At 31.4% G+C, this 24,459-nt stretch carries 19 protein-coding genes; 13 read left to right on the top strand and 6 right to left on the bottom strand.

The features are described 5' to 3' along the window. Positions 1-23: 23 nt before the first annotated feature. Both bsdtw1_RS17250 and bsdtw1_RS17245 read right to left on the bottom strand, forming a co-directional pair. The gene (locus bsdtw1_RS17250) at positions 24-836 is read right to left on the bottom strand and encodes an alpha/beta fold hydrolase (RefSeq protein WP_183278788.1); all 813 of its coding nucleotides are present in this window, start codon (positions 834-836) and stop codon (positions 24-26) included. A gap of 85 nt (positions 837-921) precedes the next feature. Continuing rightward, positions 922-1,434, bottom strand: a complete 513-nt coding sequence (locus tag bsdtw1_RS17245) for a hypothetical protein (RefSeq protein ID WP_183278787.1) — start codon at positions 1,432-1,434, stop codon at positions 922-924. A 535-nt stretch (positions 1,435-1,969) separates the two neighbouring features. On the opposite strand from bsdtw1_RS17245, the gene bsdtw1_RS23535 reads away from it, so the two are divergent. After that, positions 1,970-2,839 (top strand): NlpC/P60 family protein, encoded by an 870-nt coding sequence (locus bsdtw1_RS23535; protein WP_244638181.1) that lies wholly within the window; start codon positions 1,970-1,972, stop codon positions 2,837-2,839. A gap of 171 nt (positions 2,840-3,010) precedes the next feature. Here the strand turns inward: bsdtw1_RS23535 and bsdtw1_RS17235 are convergent, their stop codons facing one another. From bsdtw1_RS17235 to bsdtw1_RS17225, 3 genes are all read right to left on the bottom strand, one after another. After that, positions 3,011-3,910: an SDR family oxidoreductase gene (locus bsdtw1_RS17235; RefSeq protein ID WP_183278786.1), complete on the bottom strand. Its 900-nt coding sequence runs from the start codon at positions 3,908-3,910 to the stop codon at positions 3,011-3,013. A gap of 188 nt (positions 3,911-4,098) precedes the next feature. After that, positions 4,099-4,719, bottom strand: coding sequence for a hypothetical protein (locus bsdtw1_RS17230; protein WP_183278785.1), 621 nt, complete (start codon positions 4,717-4,719; stop codon positions 4,099-4,101). A 288-nt stretch (positions 4,720-5,007) separates the two neighbouring features. After that, positions 5,008-5,733 carry a DsbA family oxidoreductase gene (locus bsdtw1_RS17225; RefSeq protein ID WP_183278784.1) on the bottom strand — a complete coding sequence of 242 codons (726 nt, stop codon included), beginning with the start codon at positions 5,731-5,733 and terminating at the stop codon, positions 5,008-5,010. 432 nt (positions 5,734-6,165) lie between these two features. Here bsdtw1_RS17225 and bsdtw1_RS17220 point away from each other — a divergent pair, with 432 nt between their 5' ends. Further along, positions 6,166-8,202: a molybdopterin-containing oxidoreductase family protein gene (locus tag bsdtw1_RS17220; protein WP_183278783.1), complete on the top strand. Its 2,037-nt coding sequence runs from the start codon at positions 6,166-6,168 to the stop codon at positions 8,200-8,202. An 80-nt stretch (positions 8,203-8,282) separates the two neighbouring features. On the opposite strand, the gene bsdtw1_RS17215 is transcribed toward bsdtw1_RS17220, so the two are convergent. Continuing rightward, on the bottom strand, positions 8,283-9,821 hold the full coding sequence (locus tag bsdtw1_RS17215) for a methyl-accepting chemotaxis protein (protein WP_183278782.1): 1,539 nt from the start codon (positions 9,819-9,821) through the stop codon (positions 8,283-8,285). A 209-nt stretch (positions 9,822-10,030) separates the two neighbouring features. Here bsdtw1_RS17215 and bsdtw1_RS17210 point away from each other — a divergent pair, with 209 nt between their 5' ends. The 11 genes from bsdtw1_RS17210 to bsdtw1_RS17160 all read left to right on the top strand — a co-directional run bounded on the left by bsdtw1_RS17210 (position 10,031) and on the right by bsdtw1_RS17160 (position 24,392). After that, positions 10,031-11,731, top strand: coding sequence for a molecular chaperone HscC (locus bsdtw1_RS17210; protein ID WP_183278781.1), 1,701 nt, complete (start codon positions 10,031-10,033; stop codon positions 11,729-11,731). Next, the gene (locus bsdtw1_RS17205) at positions 11,732-14,287 is read left to right on the top strand and encodes a tetratricopeptide repeat protein (protein WP_183278780.1); all 2,556 of its coding nucleotides are present in this window, start codon (positions 11,732-11,734) and stop codon (positions 14,285-14,287) included. Positions 14,288-14,750: 463 nt separating this feature from the next. After that, a complete protein-coding gene (locus bsdtw1_RS17200) occupies positions 14,751-15,554 on the top strand; it encodes an ABC transporter ATP-binding protein (RefSeq protein ID WP_183278779.1) in 804 nt (267 codons plus the stop codon). Continuing rightward, entirely contained in the window at positions 15,551-16,354 is an 804-nt protein-coding gene (locus bsdtw1_RS17195) for an ABC transporter permease (protein ID WP_183278778.1), read from the top strand. Before bsdtw1_RS17200 ends, bsdtw1_RS17195 begins: the two co-directional genes overlap by 4 nt. Positions 16,355-16,358: 4 nt before the next feature. Continuing rightward, positions 16,359-17,141 (top strand): ABC transporter permease, encoded by a 783-nt coding sequence (locus tag bsdtw1_RS17190; RefSeq protein ID WP_183278777.1) that lies wholly within the window; start codon positions 16,359-16,361, stop codon positions 17,139-17,141. 362 nt (positions 17,142-17,503) lie between these two features. Then, a complete protein-coding gene (locus tag bsdtw1_RS17185; protein ID WP_183278776.1) occupies positions 17,504-18,973 on the top strand; it encodes a spore germination protein in 1,470 nt (489 codons plus the stop codon). Further along, positions 18,963-20,057, top strand: a complete 1,095-nt coding sequence (locus bsdtw1_RS17180; protein WP_244638180.1) for a GerAB/ArcD/ProY family transporter — start codon at positions 18,963-18,965, stop codon at positions 20,055-20,057. The genes bsdtw1_RS17185 and bsdtw1_RS17180 overlap by 11 nt, the downstream gene beginning before the upstream one ends. Next, a complete protein-coding gene (locus bsdtw1_RS17175; protein WP_183278775.1) occupies positions 20,044-21,150 on the top strand; it encodes a Ger(x)C family spore germination protein in 1,107 nt (368 codons plus the stop codon). Before bsdtw1_RS17180 ends, bsdtw1_RS17175 begins: the two co-directional genes overlap by 14 nt. A 124-nt stretch (positions 21,151-21,274) precedes the next feature. Further along, a complete protein-coding gene (locus tag bsdtw1_RS17170; RefSeq protein WP_183278774.1) occupies positions 21,275-22,360 on the top strand; it encodes a GerAB/ArcD/ProY family transporter in 1,086 nt (361 codons plus the stop codon). A 136-nt stretch (positions 22,361-22,496) separates the two neighbouring features. After that, complete coding sequence (locus tag bsdtw1_RS17165) at positions 22,497-22,712, top strand: hypothetical protein (protein WP_183278773.1); 216 nt, start codon at positions 22,497-22,499, stop codon at positions 22,710-22,712. A 63-nt stretch (positions 22,713-22,775) separates the two neighbouring features. Continuing rightward, positions 22,776-24,392 (top strand): spore germination protein, encoded by a 1,617-nt coding sequence (locus bsdtw1_RS17160; RefSeq protein WP_183278772.1) that lies wholly within the window; start codon positions 22,776-22,778, stop codon positions 24,390-24,392. The last annotated feature ends 67 nt before the right edge of the window (positions 24,393-24,459 follow it).

The following is a 24,459-nucleotide window of genomic DNA, read 5'->3' as shown; positions in this document are numbered from 1 at the left end:
AGGTTTTAATTCTTAAAATCAAGTTATTTGTTAATAAATTTCACTAGCTCTTTATTGAATCTTTCACGTTCATCATAAAAAGTAGCATGACCGCTATCTTCAAAAGCAATAAACTTTGCTTTTTTGATGGTTTTACTTTGGATTTTTCCTAAAGAAAATGGAACAACCTTGTCATGAATACCATGAATAATCAGAGTAGGAACATGGATAGCCTCTAGATCAGAAAATAACACTTCATCTAACCAAGTATTCGATATAGCTGCAGTTGCCCAACCTGCTGCCTGTAGGCCAAGCTGTAAAAACCAGTTTGAAAATTCTTCTGTTATGTGTTTATGGAAAAAAATATCCCCAAAGCCTTGAAGCATTTTAGGACGATCAGTGTATGTTCCTTCAATAAGCTGTAAAACAGTTTCCTTATCAAGACCGTAAGAAAAATTAGGACGCTTTATAAGACTAGGTGCAGCAGCTGCAAAAAGAGCTAGTTTTGAAACACCATATCCTTTATGACGAGCCATATATCTAATTGCTATAGCGCCCCCCGTTGAATGACCTGCTAAAGTGATATTTTCTAATTTAAGTGTTTCGATAACTGTCTTTACATCATCAGCTAATGTATTATAGTCATAGCCATCCCAAGGTTTATCTGAATTTCCGAAGCCTCTAGTATCTATACCTATACATCTATAACCAAGTTCAGATAATTTGTCAAATTGATATTCAAATAATCTATTACTTCCGGGCCAACCATGAAGAAATAATATTGTCTTTTCCCCACAAGGGTTAAGATCTTCTACATAAATCTTTACATTAGGTTCTACTTTAATATAGTACCCCATTTGTAGCCTCCACTAGAAATACTCATATTGATAGGGTATTCATAGTGTGACAGATTTGTGAATTAATATTTGTCTGGATTCAATTTTAAAATTCAAGCTCAATTACTGGTGCATCATTAACTTGTAAATACCATATCTTATAGTTATTTTCTTCAGTTGTATTTGGATTGTCTGTAGGATCTTTGGTTTGTACAAAAATAGGACATTCAAAAATATAGGTATTTTTCTTTAAATTAAAGGTTAGGCAAATATTATTTTGCTCTATAGATTTATCATCAAGTAGATTTTTCATGTTATTAGTATTTGTTATAAAATCTTTTGTTACTTTTGCTACATCCTTACATTGGTCTAGGGTCATGTTATAAGGTACATTGAAATCAAATCGTACTCTGCCTTGCTTATCATAAATGTTTATGTCTTTAATCACAGGAAATTTAGAGTTTATAGAAGTCTTATATTGATTAACCCAGGGTAATTTTATAGAGTGGGCACTACTAGCTGAAATCATTCCTATAGCGAACCAAATGTAAAAAAATACGATTGTAAATGGTATAAGAAGGACTATAGCTATAAAAGCAGTAATTAAGGGTTTCTTCATTTAATTGACCTCCCTCTATAAATATAGATAAGTAATATAAAAATGATTTTATTATAGTATACAATAAATTACCAATTTATAGTGTGATTGTTGAAAAGTATATGATTATTTTTATCTATGGAAAAAATCCATTTAAGAATATATTGGTATCAGTGGCAGTAATAAAGGGTTTTAATTTGTCCACTATTATATTAAGATATGGTTGAGCGTAAGTACAGATACATTCCCCCTAGGAATATATCATCTTCTTATCAAAAATACACTAATTATTTAAGTGGTTGTAATCGATAGCATATAAAAAATTATTTAATTGCTAGGAAGCAATTATTTTATTCTTTAGGAAATTATATCTCAATTATATCTGTGGATAGTTATGCGAACAGACTTAAGACATAGTATAAGTTAAAGAATAAAAAAAGAAGAATATATCGCCTGCCAGAATTTCTTCACATACGCTTAAGAAAAGGCAGATGCGCAAAAAATTCACTGAAGAAAGTCGCTTCAGCGATTTTTTCATAGAAAAGGAGTAGATATGATGAAATTACGTAAAAAACTGATTACATTCTTATTTGCCTTTAGTGTAGTCTGTTATATAAGTAGTGTAAGCGATATGAAAACTGCCTTTGCGATAACGCTTCCCGAAAAAGCATTGATAGTAAACGAAAGAACAGGTCTTCAACTGCATATGGATGCTAACAATGGGATAGGGGCATGGAATGATCCAAAGAATACAGCAAATCAATGGGTTTTAAAACCTATAGGAGATTATTATAATATAGTAAACGTTAAATCAAATCTTCAATTACATATGGATGCTAATAATAAGTTAGCTGCTTATAATGATAGCGGAAATCAATCGAATATGTGGAGTATAACTGAGGCTGGTAATGGGTATTATGTTATAACAAATGTTAGGACAGGCAGTCAGCTTCATCTAAGTAGCGATAATAAAGTAGCAACTTGGAATGATTCAACTAATCAATCTAATCATTGGAGGTTAGAAGAGGATTTTAATAAAACTATTGAAATTAAGAATGTTGAGATTCCAGTTGTTGTAGATAATACAAGCAATGGTGATAAAGTTGTAGCATATTCTAAAAACTTTTTGGGAACACCTTATGTTTGGGGGGGGACAACTCCAAAAGGATTTGACTGTTCTGGCTTTACTCAATATGTTTATAATAACTTTGGGACAAGCATTGGAAGGACAACCCATAATCAAATAAATTCAGGAACAGCAGTTTCAAGAGATAATCTTAAGGTTGGGGATTTAGTTCTTACTTCCCCAGGACATGTAGGAATATATGTTGGAGATAATCAAATGATACATGCGCCTTACCCAGGAGCAAATATAAGAATAGAAGGTATTTGGAGCTTTTATGCAGCAAGAAGAATAATGAATTAAATTTTGAGCTGTATAGCCATTTAACTTCAACAATACTCTTAAATATAGTATTTATAATATATTTAAAGCACAACTAGGTGGTTAAAACCATTTAGTTGTGCTTTTTTATAAAGGTAGGAGGATATAACAATTTTTAATAGTATTTTAGTTTAACTGTATAAAGGATGTTGTTTAAGAACTGATGTAACTTCCACCATTTACATGAAGTATTTGGCCAGTAACAAAAGTGGAGTCATCTGAAGCAAGGTAAACGTAAGTTGGTGCTAGTTCTACTGGCTGACCAGCTCTTTTCATTTCTGTATCTAAACCAAAGGATGTTAGATACTCTGCATGGTAGCTTGCTGGTTGAAGAGGGGTCCAAACAGGACCTGGAGCAACTGCATTTACACGAATACCTTTTTCAGCAAGTGAAAGCGATAAAGAACGAGTAAAGCTCACAATAGCTCCTTTTGTACTTGAGTAATCTATAAGAAGTTTTGCTCCTTTATAAGCAGTTACCGAAGTAGTGTTTATGATAGCACTTCCACTGCTTAGATAAGGGAGAGCAGCTTTTGTTAAATAAAACATAGGGTATATATTTGTACGGAATGTATCATCAAGTTGTTGTGCACTAATGTCTTCAATACTATTTTGAGAAAATTGCACTCCAGCATTATTGACTAATATATCTATTTTACCTAAATTACTAATAGCAATATCTACAATCTTTTTAGAAAAATCTTCATCTCTTAAATCACCAGCAATTAAGATACACTTGCTTCCTTTTGATTCAATAAGTGTTTTTGTTTCGTTAGCATCTGTATGTTCATTTAAATATACAATGACTATATCTGCCCCTTCTTTAGCGAAGGCTAAGGATACAGCTCTTCCTATACCGCTATCTCCACCTGTAATAATAGCTACTTTGTTCTTTAACTTTCCACTTCCTTTATAATCTGGATCGTCAAATATTGGTCTAGGATGCATGAGATACTCAAGTCCAGGTTGTACAGATTGATGTTGAGCTGGAAAGGTTATAGGAACTCTTTTACATTCTATTTTATGCCCCATATAGGGGTAGTAAAGAATCAAATTTTTGCCTCCCAAAAAATTACTCAATTCATTATATGTAAAAACTTTCAAATTGCAAAAGAAATTTTAAAATAAAGATAAAATACTTCAATAGGAAAGTCGCGCTTATAACATAAACGCGACTAATTGAATATTATTTAATAAATTGTCTAAATATACTTATAAAGAAAAGTAACAACAGCGCTATACTAAAATGATTTTATACGGCTATGATCATGAGTATGGGCATAGTCAATACTTGGGTCACTATATGAATTAGATGAACCTGAATTTGTTCCCAAGTTAGAGCCGGCATGTGAACTTTGGCTGGAATATTGGTTATTTTGACCACCTTGACTAAAACTTGAACTTTGCCCACTAAACTGGCTGTTTTGCTGAGAACCAGAGTTTTGACTCATTTGATTTAATTGCTGTTGTGTTTGCTCTATAAGTTGACTCATTTGTGCAAGAGTTTGATTTGATTGAAGGAATTGACTAGCTTTGCTTAAGTCATTCATAGCATTTGCTATTGATGATTGTAGCTGTTGTTGAGTTTGTTGTTGTTGCTGCTGAGTTTGTTGTTTAAAGTTTGTAATTTGTTGCTGTAAATCTATCATAACTCTATTACCTTCAGAACTTGCTTGATTTCCTTGAGCTTGTGAACCCTGAGAACCAAAGGAAGTGTTCATTGAACTTTGTTTTAATTGATTTAATGTACTTTCCATAACACTTAATTGATCTCTTAAGCCAGTGATCTCAGCACCAATTTCAGCATCATTTTTCTTAGAATCTATAAATTTTTCTACTACTTTTTTGCTTTTCTCATCCATCGCAAATCACTCCTCTTAATTTTTTTACTACGCAAGTATCTTATCCACTCTAAAATTCGAATATACTGGTGGTCTTTTTACTAAATCACTTATAATATTGCAAAGTTGAGAAAATATTAATTTACCCATAAGATTTTTAAAGGCTTCATTAGAATTAGGATGGAGCATATTTACAAGTGATGATCAGAAGGTTTTTATAAGTTATAAAAAATTCAATAAAAGTGGAACTTTTTGCTGATGCAAAAAAAATTACTGAAGAATGTCTCTTCAGTAATTTTTTACTGTATATTAAATTTCACACTTACCATCCGAACAAGTATTAGACTCAGAATCATCCTTATCTAATTTTTCTGTAAGAAATTCTATAACTGGAGATGAAAGTTCTTCATTTCTCACTTTTTTTAATACATCTAAGAATAAATCTGATGACTGAGCTCCAGATACAGCATATTTATTATTGAAAACAAAGAATGGAACGCCACTTATTCGTAAAGCGGAAGCTCTTTCTTCATCTTTTCTAACATCTAAGGCATATTGATCAGTAGATAATATCTCTAAGGCTTTTTTGCTATCCAGACCAACTTCACCTGCTAGTTTAGATAATACTGTGTGATCAGATAAATCTAAGGAGTCTGTAAAGTATGCTTTAAGGATTCTCTCAGATAATTCATTCATCTTACCTTCAGACTTTCCATAATGAGATAATCTATGTGCATCAAAAGTATTTGTTGGAATTAATGTATCAAAATTATATTCTAGACCAAGAGTTTTAGCTTGCTCTACTAATTGATCATTAGACGCTTTTGCCTGCTCTACAGGTATTCCATATTTTTTTGCGATAAGTTGATGAATATTTTCATCATATTTTTTTTGAGCAGAAGGATCTAGCTCGAAGCTTCTAAAAGTAATTTCTACTTCATCCTTATACTCAAATTTATCCAATGCCATTTCCAATCTTCTTTTTCCAATATAACAAAATGGACATACGAAATCGGACCATATTTCTATTTTCATAAAGTTTTCCTCCTAAAACCCTTTAATACTAGTCTTATAAAAATTTAATTTATGATTATGGCTGCATTAAGTGTTTGAAGTGTAATAATTTTTAAACATATATGCAACTATAACTTATAGTTAAGAATTAGTAAGGGTTAATAATAATTTAATGTTATTATAGTCAATAAATATTCAATATTCAATGGTATAAAAAGGAACCCCTAGAGGGTATATTTATAATATGCTGAAAAGCATTAATTGTATTCTTAAAATAATTATATTTAACAATAAAAAATAATGATTTTAATATAGGTCTTAAACAAGAAGATCGCAATATTAAACCATAGAATATATAGCCTTATATGGTATACTTTAAATATATTTTTACTCTTTAGTAAATTTTTAAAGATGTGAAAAATTATATTTTATTATAGAAGGGATACTTTATATATGGGACAAGATGAAATTAGGACCGTTAATACTGTATGTTCAAAAAATTGCTTTGCTACCTGCCCATTAAAGGCTTATGTTAAAGGTGATAAGGTAATAAAGGTAGAAGGAAATGATAATAACCCAGTAACAAGAGGAAAAATATGTGCAAAGGGGAGAGTTTACCCTGAAATTATAAACAGTGAAGAGAGAATATTGTACCCCCTAAAAAGAACTGGTGTTAGAGGCGAAGGAAAATATGAAAAAATATCTTGGGATGAAGCCCTAGATTTGATATATATAAATTTTGAAAAGATACGAACAGAAGTCGGCCCAGAAGCAGTGCTTTATTATCAAGGTAGTGGCAATTTTGGAGTTATGAGAAAATATGCTTATAGCTTTTGGCACCAGTTCGGAGGGTATACAGGAACCATAGGGGATTTGTGTGATCCGGCTGCTGAAGAAGGAATGAAATATACTTATGGATGGAGAACACAAAATTCTTTAGCAGATCTTTTAAATAGTAAACTTATAATTTTATGGGGAGGTAATCCAGCTCATACTAATATACATGCAATGAGTTTTATTAATGAAGCGGTGAGAAATGGATCAAAGCTTGTTACCATTGATCCAAGGAGAAACGAATCGAGTAGTAAAAGCACTCTTCATATATACCCAAGAGGCGGCACTGATGGATTATTAGCTATTGGTATTGCAAAGGTTCTTGTGGAAAATAATATTGCAGATAATAATTTTATAGAGCAGTATACCTTAGGTTTTGAAAAGTATAAAGAGTTTTTAAAAGAATATACAATAGAAGAAGTATGTAGATTAACAGAGGTTCCTTTGGAAGATTTAAATAAATTGGTAGAACTTATAAAAGAAAATCCTAAGTATGCAATGATTTTAGGCTATGGATTTCAGAGATATACTAATGGGGGACAAACTATAAGAGCTGTTTCACTTTTGCCTGCTATAACTGGAAGTATTGGAGAAGAAGGCTGTGGAATATACGCTGGAGAAAGTCAAGGAGGAATGCTTAAGTGGCCATACCTTCCTGAGGAACCAACAAGAGTAAGGCTAAGAATACCAAAGGGAAGGTTAGCTAGTGAAATAGAAAAAATAGATGGTCCTAAAATTAAAGCTATGTGGGTGGAAAAAGCAAATCCGCTTAATAGTAATCCTAATATAGGAAAGTTAAAGGCTAATTTAGATAAGCTGGATTTTATTGTAGTTACTGATAGTTTTTTAACTGATACGGCTAAGTATGCAGATTTAGTGCTTCCAGCAGCTTCTTTTTTGGAAGAAGATGATTTGGTAGCAGCATACGGCCATCCTTACATACAACTAAAACAGAAAACCGTAAATTCTCCAGGTGAGTGTAAAAAAGATCGAGAAATATACAGGCTGCTTGGTAAAAAGTTTAACTTTGATATGAAGTACTTTCCAAACGATGATTTAGAGATATTAAGTAATGTTATAAAATTCAGTAGATTAAATACTACCATTGAGCAAATGAAGAATAAACCATATATTGCTGAAGACTATGATGAGATTGCCTTTAGAAATATGGATTTTAAAACATCTAGTGGGAAGATAGAGTTTTATTCAGAGGATATCTTTAAAGATTGGGGTGTTAATCAACTTCCAGTATATGAAGAACCATTTGAAAGTAAGTATTCTTCTAAAGAAGATTATTTGAAATATCCACTTCAATTGATAACTGCACATGCTTTAGAAAGGATAAATTCTCAATTTACTGAAAGCAAGAGACTAAACGATATATTTACTCCGGTTATTCACATACATCCAGAAGATGCTAAAATAAGAAATATAAATAGTGGAGATATGGTAAAGGTATATAATCATAGGGGCGAGGTATTTGTAAAGGCTAAAATCGTTGAAAGTATAAAACCAGGAGCAGTAAATATCTTTGAAGGTTTATCAGAAAAAACAAAGCTATCTGTTAACAATTTAATTGAAGATATGATTACTGACATGGGTTTTGGAACTTCCTATCACACCTGTCTTGTAGAAGTTCAAAAACTTAATGAATAAATTATAGTATAATTTACTTTTAAAAAATTTATGTTATAACAAAAGGAGAAAGTCTTTAAAAGCTTTCTCCTTTTGCATAGTTACTTTTTCTCATTATTGAATCTATCAACTAAATCTTGAAGAGTTCGTGAAGTTGATTCGAGCTTCTCAGAGATTTCAAACATCTGCTCTAAATATTGATTTTGCTGCACTATTGAGTGAGCTGTTTCCTGTGTCTTATTAGAATTGTTGTCTGCATGTTCAGCAACTTGTTCTATGGAACTTGTAACCTGTTGAGCAGCAGCCGATACATCTTGTGATACACTAGCAACCTTGGAAACATCATCTCTAACTATGTCTATAGCCTGAAGAATGTTGTTAAAGGTTCTTCCTGTTTCATTAACTACATCTATACCAGTACGAACATCTTTGATACCTATGTTCATTGCTTTATTAGCATTATTAATATTTTCTTGTATGTTCTTAATCATATCAGAAATCTTTATAGCTGATTCTTGAGACTCTTCAGCAAGTTTTCTAACTTCGTCAGCAACTACAGCAAAGCCTTTTCCGCTTTCTCCAGCTCTAGCAGCTTCTATTGCGGCATTGAGAGCTAATAAGTTAGTTTGTTCTGCAATAGCACTTATTACCTGAACTACCTGATCAATATCCTTTGATTGTTTACTAAATACTTCGATTATTTCAGCAACATTACCAACTGAACTATCTATTGAGTTCATTTGTTTAACTACTTGTTTGATTGCATTTTCGCCATTTTCAGCTTCTTTTACTGTTTCCACAGTCTTTAATGAAGCTCTTTCAGAAGCTGTTGCTATATCAAATATACCTTGTGATACTTCTGCTAAAGCTTTTGAACTCTCAGATGTATAGTTAAATTGGTTTAAGCTAGCATCTTCTATATGTTTCATAGCAAAGTTTATGTCATTTGAAAGACTTAAGCTGTTTTTAACACTACCAGAAAGATTTTCGGAGTAGTTGGTTAAGTTATCAATAGTACCAGATATGTTCTTAAGTATTTCTTCAATCTCATTCTTTTTATTTAATCTTTCCTCATTAAGAGAAACCTCATTTTTTTGGTTAGTAGAAATCATAAGTATAGTGGCTGAACTAGTTAATAGTAAAAATATTGCATGAAGCATCAACATTTGGAATGGATAATTATGTGTTCCACATAGAAGTTCAGGGAACAAAAAATATCCTCCGAAATGATGAACAGCAAAAATTACTGTGCTTATTAATACATTTTTTATGTTATCGAAGTAAGCAATGATAGCAATTACCATAAATATTGAAAAATGATATTCAACTAAACCATTTCCAACTGCTATAATTGCAATACTTGAAAATGTCAATGTTAAGGTTAAGAGTAAAGGGATGCTTTCATGCTCCTGATTTTTGAATTTGTATAAATAATAAGCTGAAATTAGTAGTATAACAGGGATAAGTGCTACTACATAAGATGCTAAAATCATAGTTGAAGTAATTTGCTCCATGTTACCCATCCTACCATGCATATCAAGAAAGGTAAAAAATCTACTTAATAAAGCAACTAGCAAGATTAATAACACTATACCAAAGGAAAGCTTTAGCATTAATTTGTTCTTTAAAGATTTTGTCATTTGTTTAACCCCCAAGTAAATATAGTATATATAGTTATCGAGTTCAATTACTATCTACTAAAGTATAAGGTGATTAATTTTAAGTATTAAAATGAGATTACATAAACTATTGGAATTATATAACGAATATAATAAAATATAGATAAGTACAATAAGGATAAATTTACCAATAGGTGTAGTTAATTAATAAATTAATTGAGGTAGGTTATATGGTTAATATAGGGATTGATTTAGGTACAACCAATAGTTTAGTGTCTTATTGGACCGAGAAGGGTCCTGTAATTATTCCTAATTCGTTTGGAGAAAGCTTAACTCCATCAGTTGTAAGTGTAGATGATAATGGAGAAATTCTAATAGGGAAAATAGCTAAGGAAAGGCAGATAACTCATCCAGAAGCTAGTGCATCCATATTTAAGAGAAATATGGGGAGTAAAAAAGTATATAGGCTATCTGATAAAGAATTCCTACCAGAAGAATTATCTGCTTTAATATTGAAAACTTTAAAAGAGGATGCTGAAAGGTTTCTTGGAGTACCAGTGACTGAAGCAGTAGTAAGTGTTCCAGCGTATTTTAGTGATAGTCAAAGGAAAGCTACCCAAAGAGCTGGGGAGTTAGCAGGACTTAGAGTAGAAAGACTTGTAACTGAACCTACTGCAGCAGCCTTAGCTTATGGACTTCATCATGCTAAATCCGATACCAAGTTTTTGGTATTTGATCTAGGGGGAGGAACCTTTGATGTATCAATACTGGAGTTGTTTGACAATATAATGGAAGTTAGAGCAGTTGCTGGAGATAACTATCTAGGTGGAGAAGATTTTACAGAAGTGCTGGCTGCTATGTTCCTAAAGCATAATAATAAGAGAAGAGATGAAATAAGCGAAAAGGACTATTCATTTTTAAAGAAAGAAGCTGAGGTTGGTAAAAGAGCTTTTAGTGAAAACAAGGTTATAAATTTAAGTTCTAAGATTGATGGTGAATCATTATCCTGTGAGATATCTTTAGAGGATTATGAAAAGAACGTGAAGAATCTTTTGAATAGATTAAGGACTCCGGTTGAAAGAGCACTTAGTGATGCATCACTTAAGGTAAGTGATATTGATTCAATACTGTTGGTAGGTGGGGCTACGAAACTTCCTACTATAAGAACCTTTGTTAGTAAGTTATTTGGTAAGTTAGCTTATGTAAATATAAATCCTGACGAGGTAGTAGCATTAGGTGCTGGAGTACAAGCTGCATTGAAGGGGAAAGACGCTGCATTTAAGGAAATTATACTTACGGATGTTTGTCCGTATACCTTAGGAACTACGGTATCAGTGAGAAAATCCCATGGACAATATGAAAGTGGACACTTTTTGCCAATAATAGAGAGAAATACAACAATACCTGCAAGCAAAGTTGAAAGATTATATACAGTTTATGATAATCAAAAGCTTATAAATGTAGAGATACTACAAGGAGAATCTCGACTTTCAAAAGATAATATATATCTTGGAGAGCTTAATGTAGTGGTACCGGCAGCACTAGGTGGAGAGGAAGCTGTGGATGTAAGATATACTTACGATATAAATGGAATATTAGAAGTTGAGACAACTGTAGTATCTACCGGTGTGAAAAAAACAGTAGTAATTGAAAAAAATCCTGGATATATGACTAAACAAGAAGTGGCCAGTAGAATTGAAAGTTTGGCCAGCTTAAAGATACATCCACGAGAAAACCATGAAAATAAACTCATATTAACTAGAGGAGAAAGGCTTTTTGAAGAAAATCTTGGTTTAGTAAGACAAGAAATCGGAAGACTTATAAACGAGTTTGAGGAAGTTCTTGAAAAGCAAGATCTAAGAGAAATAAATGATGCTAGGAACAAGATAAAAGAAATATTTGACAGTATGGATACTAAGGGGGATTTTTAGATGGGTTGTTTTGATGTACTAGGTATTTCTAAAACTGAGGACTTAAATGACATAAGGAAGGCTTATTCAAGGCTCTTGACAAAACACTCACCAGAGCAAGATCCAGAAGGCTTCAAGAAATTAAGGGTTGCTTATGAAGAAGCGTGTAGAATAGCTAAAGAGAAAGACTCAGCGATTAAAGAAGAATTATCTCCTGTAGATGATTTTATGGAACAATTTAAAGCTTGTTATGAAAGCTTTGAAAGAAGACTTAGTATTGAAGAATGGACGAGACTCCTAGAGAAAGATATTTGTTATAACATAGATACGTCTTCAGAGATAAGTGAGAAAATCTTAGTCTTTATTATGGATAACTTTAATTTTCCAAGTGGTGTTTGGAAACTGTTTGATAGTTACTTTTCCTGGAGTACTAAAAAAGATAGTCTATATAAGAACTTTCCTAAAAACTTCATTGATTTTGTGATATATAGAATTGATAAAGGCAGTACATTTCGATATGAGCATTTAAAGGATTGTGTTTTAGGAAAAGAAGATGAATTTATATCAGCCTATAATAAAGTATCTAGTGCGTTAGATGACTATGATTTATATACAGCTGATAAAAATATAGATTTAGCTAAAGAGATATGTGAGTCCCATCCTGATTTACTCATATTGGAAGCAAGGTATCTTATTTTCAAAGGGAAGCTTGATGAAGCTGGAGCAATACTTACAGATATAATAGCTAAAGATACTGAGGATATTGATGCATATTTTTATAGAGGTGATTTGTATTCAAGACTAGGGGATCTTGCTAGTGCTTATAACGATTATAACAAAGTTTTGAATATAAAGTTTGATGACGCTGGAGCTCTTCTTGCACAAGGTAAATGCTGCATAGGTTTAGAAAAATATGAAGAAGCAATAAAGTGTTTGGAAATATTGAATGACATATATCATTATAGAAATGACTTCAATATAATATTGACTTCAGCTTATAATTTTTATATTGATGATATTTTATGTGGTTTAAATAATGATAGTACTGACACGGACTTGAAATATAAGCTTGCTGAAGCTTACTTCAAAACTTCAAAACCAGAAGAAAGCTATGATATATTAAAAGAGCTTAGAGAAGAAACAGACTTTACAGAAAATATGTATTGTCTTCTTTGTCATGTACTGGTTAAATTGAAAAATGATAATTTAGCATATAAAACAGTTTGCGAAGCCTTAGAAGTATACGAAAATAATTATGAATTAAACTTTTTTAAAGCAGATATGTTAGATAGGTTAGGGAAATATGACGAGGCAATAGAGCAGTATGATAGAGTAATAAACATAAATGATAAGAGCTCTTCGGCTCATAACAACAAGGCTTATATTTTTAATATAGTTCAAAAATACAGTGAGGCACTTGTATGTGCTGATAAAGCTATTGAATTAGACGCTAATATGGCTCACGCTTATAAAAATAAAGCTGAGGCACTTTTAGGTTTAGAACTTTACGAAGATTGTTTAGAAGCCTGCAATATTGCCCTTAATAAATATCAATATTTACTTGATGCTTATATAATAAAGATCAAGGCTCTTACTGCTGTAAGTCTTTATGATGAGGCTCTTGATATTTATAATAAAGCCATTGATTTGGGATTTAAGGACTGTAAGTTATATTATTGTAAGGCAAGAATATTAATGAAACTTCGTAGATATGAGGAAGCTATCGAGTATTGTGATTATGCAATAGAATTAGATGAAAATAACGATGAATATTATTATTTAAAGGGATTATGTTACTATTATGTTGAAAAATATGATGAGGCTGTGGATTGTTTTGACTCTGCAATTAAAATAAATATAAACAACGGAGGATCTTACTATTATAAGGTACAATCTCTTATAAGTACTTCTAGAGAAGATAAGGCTTTAAAAATATTAGATGATGTTATTGAATTAGAAGAAGTTAAGTATAAGGATAGTTTCTATGACTTAAAAGGAACAATAATGGAACGGAAAAACAATTTTGAAGAAGCACTTTCCTTATATAAACAAGCAATAGAATGCGATTCTAACTATGCACCGTATTATTACTCAGCAGGGCATATATTTAATGAATTAGAAAAGTATGAAGATGCACTTAAGTACTTTTTTAAATCTATAGAATTAGATCCAAAACAAAGAAACTGCTATGTAAACATAAGTTATTCATTATACTGTCTTAAAAGATATGAAGAGTGTATAAAGTATTGCGATAAAGCTATAGAAATAGATCCAAAATATATCGTAGCGCATCAAAATAAAGGCTGGTCTTTCTATCAATTAGAAAAAATTCCTGAGGCGGAAAAGGAATGTAATATAGCATTAAAGATTGATGGAAACAATCTAGATGTATTACTTTTAAAGCTTAGGTTATTAAATTATAAGGGGCTATACCAAGAAGCTTTGATTGTATGTGATAGGATGTTAGAAATTGATTTTAATAACAGTACTGCAAATGAGATGAAAGCCAAACTAATACAAAAGCTTAATAGTTCAAAAAACGAGAAAAAAGGGTTGTTCAAATCTTTGTTTAAGTAATGATACGCTAAAACATAGTCTTAAATTAAACTTTTTAAAGAGGGTTTAAAATGTTAACCAATTATTAGCAAAGTTGAAATAATATGTTCATACTTATGGTTTATAATAAAAACTATAGTAGTAATAATATTACAGATCCCTAACTTCTATCAGTTGAATTAAAGAATTCAGCTGATTTTTTTTGTTTTCTAAAATGAAAATTTCGTACAACAAGATGAAAGCCTTCATGGTGGAAGATATTAGTTTTTGTATGATTCTACTATTGATGGTATGTATTATTTGTTATAAAATTACAGTATTGCTTTAAAAGACATTCCTTTTTGCATTTTATAAAATACAAATATAGATGTACCACTTCAATCCGAAAACTATTTTAAAAACTCCTCTGGATTCTGAGAGGAGAATTTGAAAATATAGATTTTATTATAAAGGGGTATATCAATAAGAACGGAGGGATAGAAGTTTGATAGAATTAAAAAATATCTCTAAATCTTTCAAGGTTTTTAGACGTAATCCTGGCTTTAGCAAAGCATTAAAATCTCTTTTTAGAAGAGAGTACGATTTAGTTAATGCACTTGAAGATGTATCATTTAATATATCTGAAGGAGAGATGGTTGCTTATATAGGACCTAATGGTGCTGGTAAGAGTACTACAATTAAGATAATGAGTGGCATTCTAAATCCTGATAGTGGAAGCTGTGTTATAAATGGAAAGGTTCCCTGGAAAAATAGAATTGAGTATGTGAAAGACATAGGTGTGGTTTTCGGACAGAGATCGCAACTATGGTGGGATGTACCTGTAGCAGATTCCTTTGAACTATTAAAAGATATATATAAAATTCCATATGGTGAATATAAAAGTAATAAAGATATGCTTACAGAACTTTTAGATCTTGAAGATATAATCAAAACTCCAACCAGGCAGCTAAGCCTAGGTCAAAGAATGCGCTGCGAAATAGCCGCATCACTTCTTCATAGTCCCAAGATATTATTTCTAGATGAGCCAACCATAGGTTTGGACGCAGTTTCAAAAATAGCAGTAAGAGATTTCATAAAAGAAATAAATAAAGAAAAGAAGACTACAGTTATACTAACTACTCATGATACCCAAGATATTGAGGCTTTAACTAAAAGAATGATACTTATAGGAAAAGGGAGAGTACTTTTAGACGGAAAACTTCAGGATTTAAAAGATAAGTTTAATAATGACGGAGAACTTAATATAGATGAAGTTGTAGTTAGAATGTACAAGGAGTACAACATATGAGAGGGTATATATCTTTCTTTAGGATAAGGTTTATAAACGGATTACAGTATAGAGCTGCAGCCTATGCGGGAATTATAACTCAATTTGCCTGGGGCTTTATGTATATAATGCTATATCAAGCCTTCTACAGAAGTGGTGCTAAAAACTTACCTATGAACTTTACTCAGCTTTCTAGTTATATTTGGCTACAGCAAGCCTTTCTAGCGCTTTTTATGACTTGGTTTCTTGAAAATGACATATTTGATCTAATAACTAGTGGAAATGTTGCGTATGAACTGGTGAGACCACTAGATTTGTATAATCTATGGTTTAGTAGAAGCTGTGCCAATAGATTATCAAAGGCTATACTAAGGTGCTTTCCAATACTTTTTGTTGCAATGATTTTACCAGAACCGTATAGATTTCATTTACCAGTTTCAATTATTTCAGCAGTACTATTTTTTATATCTATGGTAGTTGCATTTTTATTAGTAGTAGCATATTGCATGCTTATATACATTTTTACCATGTATACTGTATCTCCTATGGGAATTAGAATGGTTTTGGTAATGCTGGCTGATTTTCTTTCAGGTGGTTTAGTTCCCTTGCCCCTTCTGCCAGATTGGTTTACAAAATATATAAATTTTTTACCCTTTGCATCTATGCAGAACACTCCTTTTAGAATATACAGTGGTAGTGTCTCATCAGTGGATGCCCTATACAGGCTAATACTTCAGTTTATTTGGCTGTTGATGCTTGTTGGATTGGGAAAAATAATGATCAAAAAGGCATTAAAAAACGTAGTAGTTCAAGGAGGATAAAGAAATGAGATTATATTATAAATACTTTTTAATGCATTTAAAGTCTGTGATGCAGTATAAGACTTCTTTCTTCCTAACAACTATAGGGCAAGGAATGACTACTTTTTTTTCGTTTTTAAGTATGTATTTTCTTTTCGATAGGTTTGGAAATATTGAGGGATATACTTTTAAGGAAGTGCTTTTATGCTTCAGCACTATATTCATGTCTTATTCTTTAGCAGAGTGTTTTGCAAGAGGATTTGATTCATTTTCTTCAATAATCTCTAACGGCGAATTCGATAGAATAATGGTTAGACCAAGAAGTGAGATACTTCAGGTGTTAGGTTCAAGAATTGAGTTTACCAGAGTAGGGAGGCTAATACAAGCAATTTGTGTATTCTCATATGCTATTATAAGTGGTGGCGTTTATTGGGATACACATAAGATAATTACAATAACTTTCATGATTTTAGGGGGAGTGTGTATATTCTCTGGACTTTTTATGATATATGCAGCTATATGTTTTTTTACTTTAGAAGGACTAGAGCTTATGAATATATTTACTGATGGTGGAAGGGAATTAGCACAGTACCCACTTAATATTTATAATAAGTGGGTGGTTAGATTCTTTACTTTTATAGTTCCCCTAGCATTCATCAATTACTATCCATTTTTATATATCATAGGAAAATCGAAAGGAAATGAATTTTTATATATGATTTCTCCTTTAGCTGCTGTTTTATTTTGGATTCCAAGCAATATACTATGGAAGTTCGGAGTAAAACATTATAAATCTACTGGATCGTAAAGTATAGTTGCTTTGTACATCAATTATGGATAGCAACTTATAAAGAATGATTCAAGGTTCTATCTTTATGCAATTTAATGTATTTAAGTATAACTAATAAAGCCTATATAGAGCATATATTTATTAATTTTTACTAATCATAAGTCCATGCATAGATAAGGAAATTAAGTTCCTAATATGCATGGTTTTTATTTATACAATAATCTGCATTTATTGTGCAATGATTATTTTGATGACTAGTTTTCTGCACATTCATCAATAAGTTTGATTTGAGTTTACATGCAATAATTTACCATAAATATTTATTTATACTAAGGACAAAATAGAAGTATTATTTAGGCGGAATAACAGGAGGCGATAAAATGAACCTTCAAGGCACTATTAATGAGTTAAAAGAAAAGCTAGGACATCCTAATGAATTTATAGCGAAAAAACTATTATTAGGAAAGCAAAATATAATTGAAGCATATTTGATTTATATTGCTGGAACAGTTGATAAAAATATTATAGATAGAGATGTTTTAACCCCATTACTTCTCCATATTAATGAGAATCTCTCTAATATTGACAACATAGAAGATTATATAAGTAGCAGATACATTGCAGTCAGTAATGTTGCTATAGAGACAGATATCAATAATGTAATAGAGGGAATTAAAAGAGGAAAATCAGTTTTAATATTAGGTAATTCAAATAAATATGTCACCATAGATACAGTAACGGAAAAGTATAGATCTATAGAAGAACCACCTAATGAAACCTCTTTAAATGGACCAAGAGATGGATTTATAGAAAACGTTCAGACTAATATAGCTATCTTAAAAAAAAGAATTAAAGATAAAAATCTAAAGACTGAAAAGTTTACTTTAGGGAAAAGGACTCAGACTGATTTAGTAATAATGTATATAGATGACATTGTTGACAAGGATTATCTAGAAAGATTAAAGAAAAAAATAAATGAAATAGATGTAGATTCTATCGCAGCCAACGGTATTATAGAACAATTTGTAGAAGAACATCCATATAGTCTATTTCCTCAAACCTTTGGATCAGAGAGACCAGATGCAATACAAGCTCATATAATGGAGGGAAGAATAGCTTTTTTGCTAGATTCAACTCCTTATATCACTACTTATCCTACAACCTTCATAGAGTTTTTTCAAACTCCAGAGGACTATTATGGAAGAACCGTACTTTCAAGCTTTGTAAGGCTTTTAAGACTTGGTGCAGCTTTTGTGGTAATAACATTCCCTTCAATTTATATAACCTTAATAAAGTTTAATGCAGAAATGATACCTTTGAAGTTTATTAAAACTCTAGTTGAATCCAGAAGAGATTTATCTCTTACACCTTTTATGTCGATGGTTGCCATGCAGATAACAATTGAACTCTTAAGGGAGGGTGGACTAAGGCTACCAACAAAGATAGGCCAGACGTTAAGTGTCGTTGGAGGAATAATCATAGGGGATGCGGCTCTTAAAGCTAAGTTTGTAAGTTCTACTACTCTTTTGGTGGCTGGAACCACTACAATCGCTTCCTTTGCTATATCTAATTATAAAATGACACTTGCAATAAGACTCATTGCATATCCAATGACAGTACTAGCAAATTGGTTAGGTGTCTTAGGAATAGTTGTAGGTTGGTATGTTTTGCTTTCCTACCTATGTTCTTTAGAAAACTTAGGGATACCATACTTTACTTTTTATAAGAAAGATCTTAAAGATACTATAATAAGAGCACCGCATAAGAAACTTAATGACAGACCTAAAGCTATACCAAATAGTAATCCAATAAGGCAAGGCAAGGTAGGAAGTGATAACGGTGAAAAATAAACAAGGGGCGCTTTTAACACCAAATGAATTTACTTTGACTTTAGTATCATCAATGCTAGGAGTAGGGATACTTTATATACCAAATGGATTAATAAAATACGCAAAACAGGATGCTTGGATTAGTTGCATAGTAGGAGCTGTATACCCATTATATATGTTGGTAATTGCAAAATATCTGAGCAGTAAATTTCCAGAAGAAAATTTATTAGATTTAAGTAAAAGATGCTTTGGTAAGTTTTTTGGAAATATATTAAACATCTTATTTGTATCATTTTTCATATTTGTTCTTAGTTCAGAGATATCTGGATTTAGTAATGTATTCAAAACTTATGTTGTTAATTTTTTGAATACCTATAAGATAATATCAGTAACATTACTAGCTGTGATCTATATAGCCTGTAAGGGGATTAAGCCTTTAGCAAGAGTTAATGTGATTATATTTTATCTAACATTAATATTAATGTTTATTCCTTCAGGATCGCTTATAAATGGAACTATACTTAATATTATGCCTGTATTTGAGACGAGTATAGTGAAGATTTTACAAGCTTCTAGGGAAACAGCATTTTTCTATACTGGATTTGAAGTTGTATTTCTTATATATCCTTTTTTAGAACAAAAACAGAAATTATTCAAGTATGGTATGACAAGTATTATTTTTTTAATGTTTCTTTATGTATGGACTGTATTTTTAACAATATACTACTTAGGTATAGAAATTTCGCCTAAATATTTATGGCCAGTTTTAGGATTGACTGATTCTATAAATATACCTGTTGTAAATAGTTTTAGATTTATTTTTATGTCCTTATGGGCCCTCATAATACTTAAATGTATGTCTACATACTGTTATTCAATAATACAAGGAATAAGTCAAATATTGACTAAGGTATCTACAGATAAAATAGCAATGGTCTTATATCCTATTATAGTAATATTATCATTGGCCTATGGAAACACTGTTCAAAGAAAGGAAGTAACAGGAAAGTTAATACCCATATATGTTCTATTCAATTTATTTTTTATAACAATAACAGCTTTTGCTGTAAAAATGAAAAGAGGGGATGTGAATGAAAAAAAGTAAGGTCTTTGTTATAATAGCAAGTTTAATAATACTTTTAGTATCTTTTATAAACTCAACTGGTGAATTAGTAGAAAATCTAGAATTGCCAGTTGGATTAGGAGCTGATATAGAGAGGAATATGGGGCAAGTTGTATATAGTGTGCCAATACTAACATATACAATTGGAGGGACTGAGGCTGTAGCTACCAAGGTATTAGTGGGAAAGGGGCTTAATCTTGGTGAAACAAGGCAAACTAGACAGTTGGAGTCTGATAAGAAGCTGACACTAGGAATAATGCGTCTTTATGCTTTTGGAGAAGAAACTGCGAGATATGGGTTAAGGAATTGGATTGATATAAATTTTAATAATGCTTTTTTTAATGACAGAGTTATATGTGTCGTTTGTAATGGAACAGCAGAAGAACTATTCAAATTCAATATTCCAGGGTATCAAAGTTCAGTAGAGTATATTGAAAATATGATTAAGAATCTTGAAGAATATAATTTTTTTAAGATGCAGTATTCTATCAATGATGTCATAGTGAGAGTGGATGCAGAAGGAAGAAATGTGCTTCTTCCATATGTTGAAACGGATGGAGATAAGGTTAGAGTTACAGGTCTTGCCATATTTAATAAAGACAAGATGATCGGTAAAGCTGATATTAGGGAAACTAGGGTAATCAATATGCTAAAAGAGAATAATGTAAAAGGAATACTTACCTTACAAAAGAGTCCAAATGAATATATAAATGTAATGGCTAAAGCTAAGAGAAAAATCAAGTGTGTTAAAGAAGATGGTAAATATAAATTTACAATAAACCTAAATATAAGGGCTGAAGTAATATCAAATGAAGTATATAAGAAAATGTATGATAAGGAGGAGAACATAAAACTGTTTGAACATGATATGAAAGCTCTTGTAGAAAAACAGTGCAATGATTTAATTAATGATATAAAAAGCAAGTATCAGACTGATATTTTAGATTTGGGTAGGGTAGCTATAGCGAAGTATGGGAGAGAAACTGGGGAGGACTGGGATAAGGCGATAAGCCAATCTGAAATAGTAGTCAATGCAAAAGTAAAGGTTACGAGCTTAGGTAGAGGTGACTATTAAAGATGTACCAGTTTGAACAGGAATCTACTTTTAGAACTCTCGCGGCTTTTGGTTAGAGATTTTAAAAATATAGATTTTATTACGAACCGGTACATTCATAAAACAAAAGAAGGAAATAAAAGATATGACTAAACTAAGTAATCATCAGTTGTTTACACTTATGTTTATATTCGAAATAGGAAGTACTACAATTTTTGCATTAGGGATTGGAGCTAAGCAGGATGCATGGATTGTTATACTTATAGCTCTTATAGTAGGTTTAGTTTATATGTGGGTTTATACAGAAATACAGAATAAGTTTCCTGCTAAAAATTATGTAGAGATAATTAAACTGGTATTAGGAAATAAGCTGGGTTTAATTGTTGCAATAATGTATGTTGTCCCCTTCTTTAGGCATGCATCTCGTAATGCAAGGGAGTTTGGAGAGTTGATAATTCTAACACTACTTCCAGAAACACCTTTAATAATAATAGTTTTTATATTTATATCCACTAGCATATTTATAATTCTTAAAGGTGTAGACACAATGGCTAGATTAAGTGAGATATTTTTCTACATAATTATTTTTTTTATGTTATTTATATATGTCTTTATATATATTTCTGGAAATGTTGAGTTTAAGGAATTGCTACCAGTTTTAGGGGAAGGAATCAAACCGGTGTTAAAGGAATTGCCTCCAGTTATTATGTTTCCTTTTGGAGAAACCTACGTTTTTCTAATGTATTGGAACCATGCCATAGAAAAAAATAAGGTAAGAAAAACAGGAATGAAAGTCATATTTTTTTCAGGGTTATTATTATGTATTTCTGTTGTCATGGATATTTGTGTACTAGGAGCTGAATACACTTCCATAGCTACTGTGCCTTTTATTGAAGCTATTAAGCTTATAAATATTGAGGGAGTTATAAGTAATATAGACGCTATAGGAGTGGTGTTCATATTTATAGGTGGTTTTTTTAAAATGACTATATACTTAAATGCTATCAACAATATAATATGTATAGTTTTAAAGATAAAAAATCGAAATATTAGCTTATTGCTATTAGGAGCCTTTCAATTGTGGTTTGTAATGACCTTTGAACCAAACTATGCTTATCACAAATGGCTCACTAATTTTGAAACAACATATTTTATGCTAATATATTCTAATGTTATCCCACTTCTTATACTGTTTGTGTACTGGATGAAAAGAAAGAGGATTGAATTTTAATCTTAAGAAATAAATCACTAGGAAGATATAATTAATTCTAAGTTTTAAAGTAGATGTTAAAGTTTAAAATTAATGGTTTGATAATTATGGGTTTCGGATGTTGGATTTTTATAAAACATAAGGGGATTTTACTGGTATGAGAGTAATTATGGACATCATAGATATTCTTAAAAGATTCTTTGAAGGTAAGGATTGGTATATAACCTTTTTTACAATAATGACGTGGATACTGTTATTAGTAATAGTTATTTACACGGTTTTACAGCTTTTTCTTCTTATATTCAAGGTTAAATATAAGAATCAACAGTTTATAAATGAAGTAAATAACGTTAAAAGGAGAAGAAATGATTAAGTGGATATAACTAGGGAAAGATAACTTACAACAACATAATAATTTAATAAATAGGAGTAAAAAATGTTTAAATACATAGGCAGAAAACTGAAAAGTTTGTTGATGGAGCAGGAACAGCTTAATTTCAAAGATTCAGGAAAAACAGTGGGCAAAACAGAAGATAATAACAAGCATACAGAAAAAATATCAAATAAATTAGAAGATAATATAAAAAATTTTAAAAAGATTTTCGGAGAAAGTTTAGATATTATCTATAGGACATTTTCTTTCGGTGATAATGGTGAGTTTAGTGCAGGGCTTATATATGTTGAGGGCTTAAACGAGAATTTTATTATAAATGAAACTATAATGAAAGTTTTCATGTATGATAGCAAAATTGCTAATATTAAAAATATAAAAGTTAATATAGATTTTATAGAAAAAAATATGCTTTCAGTAGCACATTCAAAAAGAACTAGTTCTCAGCAGGAAATCATAGATGCATGTTTATCAGGAGAAACCATATTTATACTAGATGGCTCAGAGGAAGCACTAATAATCCATTCAGAAGCATGGGAAAGTCGTGGTGTGGAGGAAGCAAAAACAGAAGCTGTTGTAAGAGGTCCAAGAGAGGGATTTTCAGAAAATATAGCTACTAATATGGCTTTAATAAGACGTAGGATAAAAAGTCCAAATTTGGTCTTCGAATCAATGAGAGTAGGAAGACAAACGAGAACCAGTGTATGTATAGCCTACTTAAAAGATATAGCTGACCCTAAGTTAATACAGGAAGTAAAAGAGAGACTTAAAAAAATCAAAATAGATGCAATCTTAGAGTCTGGATATATAGAACAACTAATAGAAGATGAGCCTAAGTCTATATTTCCCACAATAGGAAATTCAGAAAAATCAGATACTGCTGCAGCAAAGATATTAGAAGGAAGAGCTTGTATTTTAGTTGATGGTACTCCGTTTGTACTAACCATGCCAATGCTATTTGTGGAAGGCTTTCAAAGTGCAGAAGACTATTATTCTAGACCATATTTAGCTAGTATGATAAGAATGCTGAGATATATGTGCTTTTTTATAAGTATATTTGCTCCAGTAACTTATGTAGTGCTTTCAACTTTTCATCAGGAATTAATACCTACTACACTTCTTTTTACTATGGCAGCCGGAAGAGAGGGAGTACCTTTCCCTGCAGTTGTAGAAGCAGGACTTATGATAATTACATTTGAAATTTTAAGAGAAGCAGGAGTTAGGTTGCCTAGGCCAGTAGGTCAGGCGGTAAGTATAGTTGGAGCGCTGGTAATAGGAGAAGCGGCTGTGTCAGCTGGACTTGTAGGTGGCTTACTAGTAATAGTTATAGCACTTACTGCTGTGTCAAGCTTCGTGGTTCCAGTATATACGGATGTTGTATCTATATTAAGAATAGTATTTTTAATATTAGGAGGAGCACTTGGAATCTTCGGGCTAGGAATTGGTATACTCATCGTATTTGCACATGCAGTATCCTTAAAGTCTTTTGGGGTACCGTATTTCTCTCCACTAGCTCCATTAGTTAAGGATGATATAAAGGATACACTAGTAAGAGCTCCTTTATGGAAAATGAATAAAAGGCCTGTTTCGATTGCATGGAAAAATATTTTCAGACAAGATGAAGATATGAAGCCTAATTTTAATGATAAAGAAGAAAATTAAGTGTTTAATAAGGCATTATCTTAGTGGAATTTAATCTATATGCATTGGAGAATATATATGAATTGTA

Source organism: Clostridium fungisolvens, assembly GCF_014193895.1.
GTDB classification, from domain to species: Bacteria; Bacillota; Clostridia; order Clostridiales; family Clostridiaceae; genus Clostridium_AR; species Clostridium_AR fungisolvens.
The sequence above is the reverse complement of the archived record's forward strand: the minus strand, read 5'-3'. Positions and strand labels throughout refer to the sequence as shown.

What these genes read in the sequence shown, in the direction of transcription:
- bsdtw1_RS17250 (WP_183278788.1), bottom strand. Translation starts at nt 836, where the DNA reads ATGGGGTACTATATTAAAGTAGAACCTAATGTAAAGATTTATGTAGAA.
- bsdtw1_RS17245 (WP_183278787.1), bottom strand. Translation starts at nt 1,434, where the DNA reads ATGAAGAAACCCTTAATTACTGCTTTTATAGCTATAGTCCTTCTTATA.
- bsdtw1_RS23535 (WP_244638181.1), top strand. Translation starts at nt 1,970, where the DNA reads ATGAAATTACGTAAAAAACTGATTACATTCTTATTTGCCTTTAGTGTA.
- bsdtw1_RS17230 (WP_183278785.1), bottom strand. Translation starts at nt 4,719, where the DNA reads ATGGATGAGAAAAGCAAAAAAGTAGTAGAAAAATTTATAGATTCTAAG.
- bsdtw1_RS17225 (WP_183278784.1), bottom strand. Translation starts at nt 5,733, where the DNA reads ATGAAAATAGAAATATGGTCCGATTTCGTATGTCCATTTTGTTATATT.
- bsdtw1_RS17220 (WP_183278783.1), top strand. Translation starts at nt 6,166, where the DNA reads ATGGGACAAGATGAAATTAGGACCGTTAATACTGTATGTTCAAAAAAT.
- bsdtw1_RS17215 (WP_183278782.1), bottom strand. Translation starts at nt 9,821, where the DNA reads ATGACAAAATCTTTAAAGAACAAATTAATGCTAAAGCTTTCCTTTGGT.
- bsdtw1_RS17210 (WP_183278781.1), top strand. Translation starts at nt 10,031, where the DNA reads ATGGTTAATATAGGGATTGATTTAGGTACAACCAATAGTTTAGTGTCT.
- bsdtw1_RS17205 (WP_183278780.1), top strand. Translation starts at nt 11,732, where the DNA reads ATGGGTTGTTTTGATGTACTAGGTATTTCTAAAACTGAGGACTTAAAT.
- bsdtw1_RS17195 (WP_183278778.1), top strand. Translation starts at nt 15,551, where the DNA reads ATGAGAGGGTATATATCTTTCTTTAGGATAAGGTTTATAAACGGATTA.
- bsdtw1_RS17190 (WP_183278777.1), top strand. Translation starts at nt 16,359, where the DNA reads ATGAGATTATATTATAAATACTTTTTAATGCATTTAAAGTCTGTGATG.
- bsdtw1_RS17185 (WP_183278776.1), top strand. Translation starts at nt 17,504, where the DNA reads ATGAACCTTCAAGGCACTATTAATGAGTTAAAAGAAAAGCTAGGACAT.
- bsdtw1_RS17175 (WP_183278775.1), top strand. Translation starts at nt 20,044, where the DNA reads ATGAAAAAAAGTAAGGTCTTTGTTATAATAGCAAGTTTAATAATACTT.
- bsdtw1_RS17170 (WP_183278774.1), top strand. Translation starts at nt 21,275, where the DNA reads ATGACTAAACTAAGTAATCATCAGTTGTTTACACTTATGTTTATATTC.
- bsdtw1_RS17165 (WP_183278773.1), top strand. Translation starts at nt 22,497, where the DNA reads ATGAGAGTAATTATGGACATCATAGATATTCTTAAAAGATTCTTTGAA.
- bsdtw1_RS17160 (WP_183278772.1), top strand. Translation starts at nt 22,776, where the DNA reads ATGTTTAAATACATAGGCAGAAAACTGAAAAGTTTGTTGATGGAGCAG.